Genomic DNA, 13,458 nt, shown 5'->3' on the forward strand with positions numbered 1-13,458 from the left:
GAGCAACACATCATACTTCAATTGTCATTATTATAACCACAATATTTTATGAATATCATCAATAACTTAAAAACCGCAGTGCTCGTCGCTGTCTGCGCCTTATGCTGCGCCCAAGCAAGTGCACAACCATCGAACAAACCGCATCTGAAAAACAACGGCAATGCCACGCAACTGGTGGTTGACGGCAAACCCATGCTGCTTTTGTGCGGCGAGCTGGGCAACAGTTCGTCTTCTTCCATCTCTTATGCCGCAGAAAGCCTTGCCAAATGTAAACAGCTGGGGCTCAACAGTGCCATCGCAAGCATATCGTGGGAGCAATTCGAACCACAAGAAGGGAAATACGACTACTCGCTTATTGACGGACTGATTAAAGAAGCCGAGAAGAACAACCTGAAACTTGTCGTCATTTGGTTTGCCTCTTACAAGAACGGGCTCTCCTCTTTTGCCCCCGCTTGGGTGCGACGCGACCAACAGCGCTTTCCAAGAATGATAGGACCGAGCATAGAAGGCCTGACCGGTGGCGCCGACCAAGCAAGCTATTACAAGAATATCCTTTCGCCTTTCTTCGAGGCTTCATGGAAAGCCGATGCCAAAGCGTTTGCCCAGCTGATGAAACACATCAAGGAGACCGACACGCACCATACCGTGGTGATGATGCAGGTGGAAAACGAAGCCGGAGCATACGGTGTCGACATCGACCGCCAGCCCGTAGCCCGCAAGCTCTTCAACAGTGCCGTGCCGCAGGAGCTGCTGAAATATCTCCATACCCATGAGGCCGACCTCACACCGGCCATGGCCAAGGCATGGAAGGCAAGGCAGACAAAGGCCGGGGCAAACTGGAAAGAGACCTTCGGTACCGTGGCCATAGACGCTTTCATGGCTTGGCATTTCGCCCGATATCTAGAGCAAGTGACCGCAGCGGGCAAGAAAGCATACGACATTCCCATGTACTACAACGCGTGGCTCAAGCAACCCAAGCACGAAGGCATGCCGGGGCGCTATCCCTCGGGAGGCCCGATACACAGCATGCTCGACATCTATCGCGCCGCATCGCCGAGCATCGACCTGCTCTGCCCCGACATCTATCACCCCGAATTCAAACGCTATTGTCTTGCATACGCCCACAAAGGAAACACGCTCTTCATTCCTGAATGCCGCCCGGGCGAGGACATGGCAGCCAAGGCAACGTGGGTCATGGGCGAAAGAGCTGGCATCGGCTTCGCACCTTTCGGCGTTGAACGGATACAGGAAGGTACTTCGCTGACCGAATGCTACAGAGTGCTGTCGCAGCTGATGCCTTATGTCACGGCCGCACAAGGTACGAAGAAGATACGGACCGTGTTCAAGCAGGTGATTCCCAAGATCAAAGGCGTGAACGTGGGCGAATGGGACTTCGATGCTGGCGAACTGGAGAAAGAAGATGCCGGCTCCATCAAGGTGTCCATGGGCAACTGGGTGTTCGATGTGTCCTACACCAATCAGCTAAAGGGCGAGGCTGCCTTTGCGATGTTCATTCAATTGAGCGACGACGAGTTCATCGTCACCGGCCGGAACGTGAGAATGAACTTCGAATGCAAGGACAATGCCAAGACAGCCGAGCTCATCGATGCAGAGCAAGGCGAGTTCGAAGGTGGAAAATGGACCGTGAGGCGCAGGCTGAACGGCGACGAGACGGCCCATGGCGTGGCGGTTTCGTTCCCAACGTCTATCGATGTGTTCCGCCCAGAGACTCAACAAGACATCGTGAAGCTGAAACTCTACAGCTATAAGCGCGTGGCACAGCCTTGAAAAGACGCAAGAGGCGGACACAATAATGACTTATCACATCGGTGGTCTCTGCATGATGACGCAGAGGCCTCTTTTCTTTATGCCTGAACGCGTACGGAACACTCGCCACTACGAGTACGGAACACTCATCACCATGAGTACGGAACACTCACTACAGTGGGTACGGAACACTCTTGGCCGAAGGGGTTGGATATGCTGTTGAGAAAGAGTGCCGTGGCGGCTCATTTAGGCAGATGAGACCTGCGATACTCCGACGGAGTCTGCCCCGTATATTTCTTGAAGAACACGTTGAAAGCCGTCTTTGAGTTGAAACCGCTCTCAAAGGCGATGGCCACGAACGACCAATTGGCGTGTTGCTTCGACGAAATAAGATGCTTTGCGTATTCGGCCCTGTACTCGTTGACGAAGGTATAGAAGTTCTTTCCCATGTATTCATTGAGGGTCTGCGTGATGTGATGCTTGGGAATTCCCGTCAAAAAGGAAAGCCCTGCGATGGAAAGCTCGGTGTCTTTCCACGCCTTCTGCTGCTCCATCGAATCGACAAGGAGCCGGGCATAATGTGAAGCCTGACTGTCTTTCAGTCCCGACTTCACGTAGTGCGTGGCATCGGGGACGTGCCCATGGTCTTGATTGAGCATCGGAACGGCATACTCGGTAATCAACAATTGCTGACGAAGGCCGAAATAACTCAACACATAAGTGATGAGCAGGGAGACGGGATTGCCCAGTTTGCCGATGATACCCAAGGAATAGCCCTTGACTTGATAGGCAGCCACGATGATCGTGTAGTTATAAAACAGCAGGAAAAACACCACCAAGAACAGCATCCAGTTCAGGTTTATCTTGGAAGACGCAAAAGAATAGGCGTTCTTCATGCGTTTTTGATAGCCGAGAATGCCGACGAGCGTCATGACACAGTAGGTCCACATGGACAGAATCAGGCCATAACCAAGGAGGGATTTCAAGATAATTTGGCCGTCAAAGTAGGTTTGATTGCTCGCAAAACTGTGCCCGAGCCTTTGGAACGAGAGGAAAATCACAAGGAGACAACCGCACAGAAAGGGAGCGAAATGAAAGAAGTCGCGCCGTTGGAAGCCTGTCCCCTGCCCCACGATATACTTCGAATAGAGATAAAGCAGAGTGGGAATGGCCAGTGCCAGCACGTTGGAAACAGGCCACAGAAAGCCTTTCACATGAAAATAGTACTTCACAATGTCCAATGCAAAAGACAATAGCAGGACGAACAGCCAGATGCAAAGAATGCGGTCTGCCGTTCTTTTCTGCTTCTTTCTCAGCAGAAGGAAGATTGAAAAAAGAGCCTGTGCGCAGTTGATGAAGGCGATGATGACAGTTCCCATGACTTATTCAGACCTTATAGCAATTGTAGTCCCTTGCAAATGTAACCATTTTATTTGTAATAATTAATATTTGTTGTCGATATTTTCAATCTCTCTGTAACATTCATCTGATGGAAGAGGGGGATTGACAAGGCGCAGCAAAGCCAAGAAGCGGGTGAATGGAGGCTCCATCTGTCCATTTCCCTTCGCTGGTTTGAACGACATGTTGGGACGCACGGCCCGTGCGGCCCTGCCAATTTCAGTTGACAATTGAACAAGTAAACGTGTGAACAAGTTGCATGCACATACGGTTGGAGGTACGCACGGCTCGTGCGTCCGCGCCAATAACCGTGCTTTTTGCTTGCTATTGACCTTAACGGATGCACTAACCGTACGTCCCTACAGACCACTGCCTGTTCCATGCTTTTCAATATCAGCCATATTACCGTGCAATATCAGTCATTTCGTCTTGCAATATGACCCATTTTGCCGCGCTAAATGACCCATTTTGCGTCGTTATCTGACCCATTTCACACGGGAAAGCGAGGCTTTTTAAATGAAAGGCCAGTAAGGAGTCTGCCCCCAATTGCCACAAATAAAAAAGCGCAGTGACATCAATCACTGCGCTTTCTTTATAGCGTTTAATGCTAATCGTGAGCTTATTCTGCTGCAGGAGCTTCTTCGGTTGCCACCGGAGCCTCTTCTGTTGCCACGGGAGCTTCCTTCGTTTCAGGAGCTTCTGTAGCTTGAGTCTCGGCAGGCGCTTCTGCCTTGCCAGCGGCCTTGCGGCTACGACGGGTCTTCTTCGCTGCCTTTGGTGTCTTAGCCATGTTCTCATCGAAGTCTACAAGCTCGATGAAAGCAATCTCTGCGGCGTCTCCCTGACGTGTACCCAGCTTGATGACGCGGGTATAGCCGCCCGGACGGTCAGCCACCTTGGCTGCAACCTCTCCGAAGAGTTCTTTGATAGCCTCTTTTTTCTGAAGATAACGGAAAACCACACGGCGTGAGTTGGTCGTATCTTCCTTGCAACGGGTAATCAAAGGTTCTATATACTTCTTCAAGGCCTTTGCCTTTGCGAGGGTCGTAGTGATTCTTTTGTGCATGATCAACGACACGGCCATGTTAGCGAGCATGGCTTCGCGATGAGATGCAGTACGACCCAGATGGTTGAATTTCTTATTATGTCTCATTTGTTCTTTGCGTTTAGAGGGCAGGGGCTTGTGTTACTCCTTGTCCAGTTTATACTTTGAAATGTCGGTTCCAAACGATAGATTCAGACTTTCGAGCAAATCATCAAGCTCTGAAAGCGATTTCTTACCGAAGTTTCGGAACTTCAAGAGGTCGGTCTTATTGTACTGCACGAGATCACCGAGGGTCTCTACGTCGGCAGCTTTCAGACAATTGAGCGCACGAACGCTGAGGTTCATGTCGATCAACTTGGTCTTGAGCAACTGACGCATGTGCAACACCTCTTCATCAAACTCTTGATTGCCGTCCTGATCGGGAGTTTCGAGTGTAATCTTCTCGTCAGAGAACAGCATGAAGTGGTAAATAAGGATCTTTGCAGCCTCTTTCAGTGCTTCTTTCGGGTGAATGGAACCATCTGTTGAAACTTCAATAACCAGTTTGTCATAGTCGGTCTTTTGTTCTACGCGGTATGGCTCGACTGAATATTTCACGTTTCGGATAGGGGTGTAGATGGAATCAATCGGAAGGATGTTGACATCAGTGCAGAACTCACGGTTTTCATCAGCCGGAACATAGCCACGACCTTTGTTGATTGTGAGATCAATCTGCATTGAAGCCTTAGCATCTAAATGACAAATCACCAAATCAGGGTTTAACACTTCAAATCCAGTCAGATATTTACCAATATCACCAGCTTTGAATTCTGTGGAATTCTCTACGGTGATACTAACTTTCTCATTCTCGAATTCTTCTACTACTTGCTTGAATCTTACTTGCTTCAAATTCAAGATAATGTTGGTTATATCTTCCTTTACACCCGGAACGGAAGAGAATTCATGCTCAACACCCGCAATGCGAATGGTGTTGATGGCATAACCTTCCAGCGAGGAAAGAAGAATGCGTCGCAATGCGTTACCTATGGTAACCCCAAAGCCAGGCTCAAGCGGACGAAATTCAAACTTGCCGAACTTGTCATTGGCCTCCAACATTACAACTTTATCAGGTTTTTGAAATGCTAATATCGCCATTAATTCAATGATTTATTTAGAGTACAACTCAACGATTAACTGTTCCTTGATGTTTTCTGGAATGTCAGCGCGCTCGGGCTTGTGTAAGAACTTGCCGCTCTTGCTGTTGTCATCCCATTCAATCCATGGATATTTGCTGTGGTTGAAGCCTGCAAGCGCTGCATCGATAACCTCGAGAGACTTGGATTTCTCACGAACAGCAACGATCATGCCCGGCTTAACGGCAAATGAAGGGATGTTTACAACCTTTCCGTCGACAGTGATATGCTTGTGACCAACAAGCTGACGGGCTGCAGCACGGGTAGGAGCAATACCCAAACGGAAGACTACGTTGTCAAGACGACATTCAAGGTTCTGAAGAAGTACCTCACCGGTAATGCCATCTGCCTTTGCAGCCTTCTCAAACATGTTACGGAACTGACGCTCAAGTACGCCGTAGGTGTACTTGGCTTTTTGCTTCTCTGCCAACATGACACCGTACTCAGACGTTTTTCTGCGACGGTTGTTGCCATGCTGTCCAGGAGGGAAGTTTCTCTTGGACAAAACTTTGTCGGCGCCGAAAATGGCTTCACCAAATCGACGTGCAATTTTAGATTTCGGACCTATATATCTTGCCATAATTAAAATATGTGCTAATTGAAATGATTTCTTGATTATACCTTACGACGCTTCGGAGGACGGCAACCGTTGTGGGGCAATGGGGTAACATCGATAATCTCTGTTACCTGAATACCGGCCGCATTCACGGCACGGATTGCCGATTCACGACCGTTACCCGGACCCTTTACATAAGCCTTCACCTTGCGAAGTCCAAGGTCGAAAGCTACCTTTGCACAATCTTCACCAGCCATTTGGGCTGCATACGGTGTGTTCTTCTTCGAACCACGGAAGCCCATCTTGCCCGCCGAAGACCAAGAGATAACCTGCCCTTCGCTGTTAGCCAAAGATATGATGATGTTATTGAATGAACTATGAACGTGAAGTTGACCGATAGCGTCTACTCTTACGTTCCTTTTCTTAGATGTTGCTTTTGTCTTTGCCATAATTAATTTCCATTAAAAATTACTTAGTAGCCTTCTTCTTGTTAGCAACAGTCTTCTTCTTGCCCTTGCGGGTGCGAGCATTGTTCTTTGTGCTCTGTCCGCGAACCGGAAGACCATTACGATGTCTCACGCCACGATAGCAACCAATATCCATCAGTCGCTTGATGTTCATCTGGACCTCTGAACGGAGATCACCTTCAACCTTGAACTCAGCGCCGATAATTTCACGGATCTTGGCAGCCTGATCGTCAGTCCATTCGCTGACCTTCAGGTCACGGTTCACACCGGCCTTATCCAATATCTTTGCTGAACTACTTCGACCGATACCATAGATATAGGTCAATGCGATTTCGCCACGCTTGTTTTGGGGCAAATCTACTCCAACAATTCTTATTGCCATTTTTTAATTTGAATAAAAAACTAATTAAATAAAATTCTATTCTCGCCAAAGAACGTGCAAAGTTAGAAATAAAAATCTATTTAATCTAACATTTACAACACTTTAACATTAACCCTGACGTAATTTGAACTTAGGGTTTTTCTTGTTGATAACGAACAAACGACCTTTACGACGGACTATCTTACAGTCGGCAGTACGCTTCTTTAATGATGTTCTTGTTTTCATATCAGTGTATATATGAGAAATTATTTGTATCTGAAAACGATTCTTCCTTTTGTCAAATCATAAGGGCTCATCTCTACTTTCACCTTGTCACCGGGAAGAATTTTGATGTAATGCATGCGCATTTTTCCCGAAATGTGGGCGATGATCTGAACTCCATTCTCAAGTTCTACGCGGAACATTGCGTTTGACAGACTCTCTACAATTGTTCCATCCTGCTCTATAGCGGATTGTTTTGCCATAAATAAACCTATTCTTACTTAATGATTTTCTATTTCTTCAAACGTTGATAAAATCTCGGCCTTTCCTTTCCGAATAGCGATGGTATGTTCGAAATGAGCTGCCGGTTTATGATCACGAGTTACAATACTCCAACGATCAGGCAACATCCAAATCTGCCGCTCACCCATTGTTATCATGGGTTCGATAGCAATGCACATCCCGGCTTTCAACATCACTCCGTTACCGTGTGAGCCGTAATTGGGTATCTGAGGAGCCTCATGCATCTCCCTACCAATGCCATGACCGGTCAGTTCTCTGACAACACCGTAACCATAACTTTCACAATAGTCCTGTATTGCCGCGCCGATATCACCCACATGTTTTCCTGCAACAGCCTGTTCAATCCCTATATACAGTGACGCTTTCGTGACCTCCAGTAACTGCTTTACTTCGGGAGCAACCTCGCCCACACCAAAGGTATAGGCCGAATCACCATTGTAACCGTTCAAAAGTGTGCCGCAATCAATGGAAACGATGTCGCCATCTTTAAGCACCACCTTATCGCTTGGGATTCCATGAACGACGACGTCGTTGATGGAAGTACAGATTGATGCCGGGAAAGGCCCTCCAAATGGATTAGGAAAATCTTTGAACGTGGGGACAGCCCCATGGTCTCTGATAAACTCCTCTGCTATTTTATCCAGTTGGAGGGTCGTTACACCGGGCTTGATATTTCTACCTAACTCTGCAAGGGTGGCACCAACAAGTTGGTTGGCCTTGCGCATTAAGTCTATTTCATCTTCTGTCTTCAGAAATATCTTCATTAGCCGGACGCCGATTAGTAAACCGACACACCACTGTTACGTGTGTGACCGGAGTTCAAGAGTCCGTCGTAATGGCGCATCATCAGATGACTCTCTATCTGTTGGAGCGTGTCAATGACCACTCCGACGAGAATCAACAACGATGTTCCACCAAAGAACTGTGAGAAGCCCTGCTGCACGTTAAGCAGTCCGGCTAAAGCCGGCATGACAGCAATGAACGCAATGAACAACGAACCCGGAAAAGTAATACGAGACATGACGGTATCGATATAATCTGCCGTGTCCTTACCGGGTCTGACGCCCGGAATAAAACCGTTATTGCGTTTCATATCCTCTGCCATCTGCGTTGCATTCAGCGTGATTGCCGTATAGAAGTAGGTAAATGCGATAATCAAAATCACATAAATCACATTATACAACACGCTGCGGTTATCCATCAGCGAACGACCTAACCAAGAGGCGTTGTCACTCTGATACTGAACGATGACCAAAGGAACGAACATCAATGCCTGAGCAAAGATGATTGGCATCACATTGGCTGCGAACAGCTTCAACGGAATGTACTGACGCGCACCACCGTACTGCTTGTTACCAACCAGACGCTTGGCATACTGCACGGGAACCTTACGTGTGCCCTGCACCAAAAGAATGGACGCACAGACGACCGCATAGAGAATGAGAATCTCGGCAATGAACATCACGATACCACCACCAGAGATGGCCGTAAAACGTGAAGTCACTTCCTGCACAAAAGCCTGAGGCAGACGTGCGATGATACCAATCATGATAATCAGAGAAACTCCATTTCCGACTCCTTTATCAGTGATGCGCTCACCGAGCCACAGAATGAACATACTTCCTGCCGCAAGAATGATAGTTGCAGGCACGATGAAGACCGTCCAAGAAATGCCACTTGCCAAAGCTTGGCTGGCCTGTGTCTTCAGGTTCATGAGGTAGGCCGGTGCTTGGAACACCAAGATCGCAACCGTCAGCAGGCGGGTATACCAGTTTATCTTCTTTCTTCCGCTTTCACCCTCACGCTGCATCTTCTGGAAATAAGGCACAGCGACAGCAAGGAGCTGCATAACGATCGAAGCTGAGATATAGGGCATGATTCCAAGTGCAAAGATTGAAGCATTGGAAAAAGCACCACCAGAGAACATGTCCAAGAGCGACATAAGGCCGCCTGCGGTCTGCGACTGAAGTGATTCCAACTTAGCCGGATTGATTCCGGGAAGAACGACGAACGAACCAAAACGGTAAATTGCCGTAAAGAGGATCGTTATCAGAAGACGCTGACGCAAATCCTCTACCTTCCAACAGTTCTTTAGTGTCTCAATAAACTTTTTCATTTTTTAGATTATAGTTGCGTTACCACCCACTGCCTTGATTGCTTCTTCGGCAGTCTTAGAGAATGCATTTGCTTCAACATCGATTTTCGCCTTCAACTTACCGTCGCCAAGAATCTTTATCAGCTCCTTGCCATTGGTAAAGCCGGCTTCCTTCAGCTCAGCGACCCCGATTTTCGTCAGGTTCTTTGCCTCTGCGAGTGCCTGTAGCGTTGAAAGGTTCACAGCAAGATATTCCTTGTGGTTGACATTCTTGAAACCAGACTTCGGAACACGGCGCTGAAGGGGCATCTGTCCACCTTCGAAGCCGATCTTTCTCTTATAACCGGAGCGAGCCTTGGCACCCTTGTGACCACGGGTAGAAGTTCCACCGAGTCCGGAACCGGGGCCACGACCGATACGACGACGTGAATGTGTGGAACCCGCAGCCGGTTTTAAACTATTTAATTTCATAATCGATTTTTGATATTAAAAGATTTGTTATTCAACTACGCTAACCAGATGATGAACCTTGCGGATCATTCCGCGGATACTGGGAGTATCTTCAACTTCAACAACCTGAGAAATCTTGCGAAGTCCCAAGGCAAGAAGCGTGCGCTTCTGGTCAACCGGATAACCGATTTTACTCTTTATCTGTTTGATTTTAATTGTTGCCATTGTCTTTTTCTCTCCCATTAACCGTTAAACACTTTGTCCATACTGATGCCACGTTCGCCAGCTACGGTATAAGCATCGCGCATCTCGGCGAGTGCCGCAATGGTAGCCTTCACAAGGTTGTGGGGGTTAGAAGAGCCCTTTGACTTTGCAATCACGTCTGTGACGCCTGCACTTTCAAGAACGGCACGCATAGCACCACCGGCTTTCAGCCCGGTACCGGCTGCGGCTGGCTTCAAAAGAACAAGCGCACCACCGAATGACATTTCGACTTCATGGGGAACCGTACCTTTCAGCACCGGAACCTTCACGAGATTCTTCTTTGCAGACTCCACACCCTTGGAGATAGCGGCTGTCACCTCGCCAGCCTTACCAAGGCCCCAGCCGACAACACCCTTGCCATCACCCACAACGACGATGGCAGCAAATGTGAATGTACGACCACCTTTGGTAACCTTGGTTACGCGGTTGATAGCAACCAAACGATCTTTCAGTTCTATGTCACTATTTACTTTTACTTTATTCATTGCCATAATCGTTTAGAATTTAAGTCCTCCTTCTCTGGCTGCATCGGCAAGTGCCTGAACACGGCCATGATAGAGATATCCGTTGCGGTCGAAAACAACTGTTTCGATGCCGGCGGCCTTTGCCTTTTCGGCTACGAGTGCGCCAACTTTCTTTGCCTGCTCTGTCTTGGCCAGCTTTTCGAGGCCAAGTGAAGAGGCTGAAGCAAGCGTCTTTCCGGTCAAATCATTAATTACCTGAGCATAAATCTGCTTGTTGGAGCGGAAAACACTAAGACGTGGACGCTCAGCTGTTCCGTTTACACTCTTGCGAATGCGGAACTTTATCTTAATTCGTCTTTCTACTTTCTTTGTTGTCATAATCGTAAAATCAATTAAAATTACTTGGCTGCAGCGGTCTTACCAGACTTTCTGCGAATAACCTCGCCTTGGAACAGGATACCCTTTCCTTTATAAGGTTCCGGTTTACGGAAAGAACGAATTTTTGCACAGATGAGACCAAGCAACTGCTTGTCGCAAGACTCGAGCGTAAGAAGCGGGTTCTGGTTTCTTTCAGACTTCGTCTCAACCTTCACCTCCTTGGGAAGTTCGATGAAAATGGGGTGCGTGTAGCCCAAAGAGAGCTCTATCAGATTTCCCTGATTGGAAACACGATAACCCACACCAACGAGTTCGAGCACCTTCTTGTAGCCCTCGCTCACGCCGACAACCATGTTGTTCACCAATGAACGGTAGAGACCGTGGAAAGCCTGCTTCTGTTTGGTATCAACAGGGCTGTTCTCGTCGATGGTGAAAGTGATCTGGCCGTCAGCAACCTCCATCTTGACAGACGGGTCAACGTCCTGAGCAAGCTCGCCCTTGGGCCCTTTAACCGTCACTACATTTGTCTTTGCATCGAAGTTTACCGTAACTCCGGCAGGAACACTAATTGGCAATTTACCTATTCTTGACATATTAAAATCCTCCAATTAATAAATGTAGCAAAGAACCTCGCCGCCTATCTTCAGATCGGCCGCCTCTTTGTTTGTCATTACACCTTTGGATGTAGATAAGATGGCGATACCTAATCCGTTAATCACTCTCGGCATGTCTTTGTAACCGGTATACTTGCGGAGACCGGGGGTAGACACGCGCTTCAAACTCTTGATAGCGCTTTTTTTTGTCGAAGGGTCGTACTTGAGTGCGACCTTGATCGAACCTTGAGGACCATCTTCAATGAACTTGTAGTTCAGGATGTATCCCTTCTCGAAGAGAATCTTTGTAATCTCCTTCTTCAAGTTAGACGCAGGAACCTCAACCACACGGTGATGAGCCATGATTGCATTTCTGAGTCTTGTCAGATAATCTGCTATTGGATCTGTCATAAATATAAAATGTTTAATTAATCGGGACAACCCCGACAATATTAAAAATAATCGGTTGAAACACGACCGGTGAAAAGCGAGTGCCATTCCTTGCGGAGCCAACGCCTGTAGGCCTTGCAGTGCGTGACAACCGACTTGCGTTTCAACCGCAGCCGTTTCACGTTGCAAAATCAGTCATTTCGGCGTGTGATTCCAGCCATTTTACCGTGCAAAATCAATGGGATTGCAGCGCAATATCAGCTATATTGCATCGCGAAAAAATCCTTGTTTGCAGCATGGGGAAATGCCCGTCACTTTCCGATGTTCCGAGTTTACCAGCTTGCCTTCTTCACTCCCGGAATCAAACCTGCCGATGCCATCTCACGGAACTGGATACGAGAGAGGCCGAACTGACGGATATATCCTTTGGGACGGCCCGTTATCTTGCACCGATTGTGAAGACGGATAGGGTTAGCATTCTTGGGGATGGCCTGAAGTTTGCGAGCTGCCTCGTAAGCTTCGGCTGAATCCTCAGCGGTAGCGATGATCTTTTTCAGAGCCGCGCGCTTTTCAGCGTAACGAGCAACGAGCTTTGCACGCTTTACTTCGCGGGCTTTCATTGATTCTTTTGCCATATTCCTTAATCGTTTTTATGCGTTCTTGAATGGAAGACCGAATGCCTTGAGCAGTGCCAAGCCTTCTTCGTCGGTCGTGGCCGATGTAACGAAGGTGATGTTCATGCCCTGAATGCGGTCGATTTCATCGAGATTAATCTCCGGGAAGATGATTTGCTCGGTGATACCCAGCGTATAGTTGCCACGTCCGTCGAGCTTGGTGGCGATACCCTTGAAGTCGCGGATACGCGGCAGCGAAACACGAACGAGTCTTTCAAGGAACTCATACATACGTTCACCACGAAGTGTCACCATCACACCGATTGGCATCTTCTTACGGAGCTTAAAGTTGGCGATATCCTTCTTCGAATAAGTTGCCACGGCCTTCTGACCGGTGATGGCCGATATCTCGTTGATAGCAACATCAACGATTTTCTTGTCTTGCGTGGCGTCGCCAAGACCCTGATTGATAACGATCTTCTTCAGAACAGGGGTCTGCATTGTCGAAGAATAGCCGAACTGCTTCTGGAGTGCAGGAGCAATTGTCTCCTTGTAAACTTTCTTTAACTGTGCTGTATTCATTACTTGATTTCCTCCCCTGACTTTTTAGCGATACGAATCACGTTCTTGCCTTCATGCTTGATGGCTATTCGAGTGGGCTTACCACTCTTGGGATCGATCAGACTTAGATTTGAAATATGAATAGGAGCCTCCATTTTCACGATACCTCCCTGAGGATGCTTGGCCGAAGGCTTGGTGCTCTTCGATACGAGGTGCACACCTTCAACGATGGCACGGTTCTCGCTGACCAGCACCTTGAGCACTTTACCGGTCTTGCCCTTGTCGCTTCCGGCAAGAACAATCACCGTATCGTTTTTTCTAATATGTAACTTACTCATTACTTACTTGTTTTATGATT

The 13,458-nt window shown here is 47.8% G+C and carries 20 protein-coding genes; 1 reads left to right on the forward strand and 19 read right to left on the reverse strand.

The window, feature by feature from the left end; translation table 11 throughout:
• Positions 1-48: 48 nt before the first annotated feature.
• On the forward strand, positions 49-1,788 hold the full coding sequence (locus tag HMPREF9944_RS07720; protein WP_008565572.1) for a GH35 family beta-galactosidase: 1,740 nt from the start codon (positions 49-51) through the stop codon (positions 1,786-1,788).
• Positions 1,789-2,009: 221 nt separating this feature from the next.
• Here the strand turns inward: HMPREF9944_RS07720 and HMPREF9944_RS07725 are convergent, their stop codons facing one another.
• The 19 genes from HMPREF9944_RS07725 to rplX all read right to left on the reverse strand — a co-directional run bounded on the left by HMPREF9944_RS07725 (position 2,010) and on the right by rplX (position 13,438).
• A complete protein-coding gene (locus HMPREF9944_RS07725) occupies positions 2,010-3,146 on the reverse strand; it encodes a helix-turn-helix domain-containing protein (protein ID WP_008565573.1) in 1,137 nt (378 codons plus the stop codon).
• A 638-nt stretch (positions 3,147-3,784) separates the two neighbouring features.
• Complete coding sequence (gene rplQ, locus HMPREF9944_RS07740; protein ID WP_008565574.1) at positions 3,785-4,318, reverse strand: 50S ribosomal protein L17; 534 nt, start codon at positions 4,316-4,318, stop codon at positions 3,785-3,787.
• Between the two features lie 33 nt (positions 4,319-4,351).
• On the reverse strand, positions 4,352-5,344 hold the full coding sequence (locus HMPREF9944_RS07745; RefSeq protein ID WP_008565575.1) for a DNA-directed RNA polymerase subunit alpha: 993 nt from the start codon (positions 5,342-5,344) through the stop codon (positions 4,352-4,354).
• Positions 5,345-5,356: 12 nt separating this feature from the next.
• Positions 5,357-5,962 carry a 30S ribosomal protein S4 gene (gene rpsD, locus HMPREF9944_RS07750; protein ID WP_008565576.1) on the reverse strand — a complete coding sequence of 202 codons (606 nt, stop codon included), beginning with the start codon at positions 5,960-5,962 and terminating at the stop codon, positions 5,357-5,359.
• Between the two features lie 35 nt (positions 5,963-5,997).
• A complete protein-coding gene (rpsK, locus tag HMPREF9944_RS07755; protein WP_008565577.1) occupies positions 5,998-6,387 on the reverse strand; it encodes a 30S ribosomal protein S11 in 390 nt (129 codons plus the stop codon).
• 19 nt (positions 6,388-6,406) lie between these two features.
• Positions 6,407-6,787, reverse strand: coding sequence for a 30S ribosomal protein S13 (gene rpsM / locus HMPREF9944_RS07760; protein ID WP_008565578.1), 381 nt, complete (start codon positions 6,785-6,787; stop codon positions 6,407-6,409).
• 108 nt (positions 6,788-6,895) lie between these two features.
• Positions 6,896-7,012, reverse strand: coding sequence for a 50S ribosomal protein L36 (gene rpmJ / locus HMPREF9944_RS12765; RefSeq protein ID WP_081475822.1), 117 nt, complete (start codon positions 7,010-7,012; stop codon positions 6,896-6,898).
• Positions 7,013-7,032: 20 nt separating this feature from the next.
• Positions 7,033-7,251: a translation initiation factor IF-1 gene (infA, locus tag HMPREF9944_RS07765; protein ID WP_004341775.1), complete on the reverse strand. Its 219-nt coding sequence runs from the start codon at positions 7,249-7,251 to the stop codon at positions 7,033-7,035.
• Positions 7,252-7,269: 18 nt separating this feature from the next.
• A complete protein-coding gene (gene map, locus HMPREF9944_RS07770) occupies positions 7,270-8,055 on the reverse strand; it encodes a type I methionyl aminopeptidase (RefSeq protein WP_044113519.1) in 786 nt (261 codons plus the stop codon).
• A gap of 14 nt (positions 8,056-8,069) precedes the next feature.
• A complete protein-coding gene (gene secY / locus HMPREF9944_RS07775) occupies positions 8,070-9,407 on the reverse strand; it encodes a preprotein translocase subunit SecY (RefSeq protein ID WP_008565582.1) in 1,338 nt (445 codons plus the stop codon).
• Between the two features lie 3 nt (positions 9,408-9,410).
• Positions 9,411-9,857: a 50S ribosomal protein L15 gene (gene rplO / locus HMPREF9944_RS07780; RefSeq protein ID WP_008565583.1), complete on the reverse strand. Its 447-nt coding sequence runs from the start codon at positions 9,855-9,857 to the stop codon at positions 9,411-9,413.
• A 27-nt stretch (positions 9,858-9,884) separates the two neighbouring features.
• Positions 9,885-10,061: a 50S ribosomal protein L30 gene (rpmD, locus tag HMPREF9944_RS07785; RefSeq protein ID WP_025829758.1), complete on the reverse strand. Its 177-nt coding sequence runs from the start codon at positions 10,059-10,061 to the stop codon at positions 9,885-9,887.
• A gap of 17 nt (positions 10,062-10,078) precedes the next feature.
• Complete coding sequence (gene rpsE / locus HMPREF9944_RS07790; protein ID WP_019967028.1) at positions 10,079-10,591, reverse strand: 30S ribosomal protein S5; 513 nt, start codon at positions 10,589-10,591, stop codon at positions 10,079-10,081.
• A 6-nt stretch (positions 10,592-10,597) separates the two neighbouring features.
• Positions 10,598-10,942: a 50S ribosomal protein L18 gene (rplR, locus tag HMPREF9944_RS07795; RefSeq protein ID WP_008565588.1), complete on the reverse strand. Its 345-nt coding sequence runs from the start codon at positions 10,940-10,942 to the stop codon at positions 10,598-10,600.
• Between the two features lie 20 nt (positions 10,943-10,962).
• Entirely contained in the window at positions 10,963-11,535 is a 573-nt protein-coding gene (rplF, locus tag HMPREF9944_RS07800) for a 50S ribosomal protein L6 (protein ID WP_019967029.1), read from the reverse strand.
• 15 nt (positions 11,536-11,550) lie between these two features.
• Positions 11,551-11,946, reverse strand: coding sequence for a 30S ribosomal protein S8 (gene rpsH, locus HMPREF9944_RS07805; protein ID WP_008565590.1), 396 nt, complete (start codon positions 11,944-11,946; stop codon positions 11,551-11,553).
• A gap of 311 nt (positions 11,947-12,257) precedes the next feature.
• Entirely contained in the window at positions 12,258-12,560 is a 303-nt protein-coding gene (rpsN, locus tag HMPREF9944_RS07810) for a 30S ribosomal protein S14 (protein ID WP_008565591.1), read from the reverse strand.
• 15 nt (positions 12,561-12,575) lie between these two features.
• A complete protein-coding gene (gene rplE, locus HMPREF9944_RS07815; RefSeq protein ID WP_008565592.1) occupies positions 12,576-13,121 on the reverse strand; it encodes a 50S ribosomal protein L5 in 546 nt (181 codons plus the stop codon).
• Positions 13,121-13,438 (reverse strand): 50S ribosomal protein L24, encoded by a 318-nt coding sequence (gene rplX, locus HMPREF9944_RS07820; RefSeq protein ID WP_008565594.1) that lies wholly within the window; start codon positions 13,436-13,438, stop codon positions 13,121-13,123. The genes rplE and rplX overlap by 1 nt, the downstream gene beginning before the upstream one ends.
• Between the last annotated feature and the right edge of the window lie 20 nt (positions 13,439-13,458).

Source organism: Segatella maculosa OT 289, assembly GCF_000243015.1.
In the GTDB taxonomy this organism is placed as follows: Bacteria; Bacteroidota; Bacteroidia; order Bacteroidales; family Bacteroidaceae; genus Prevotella; species Prevotella maculosa.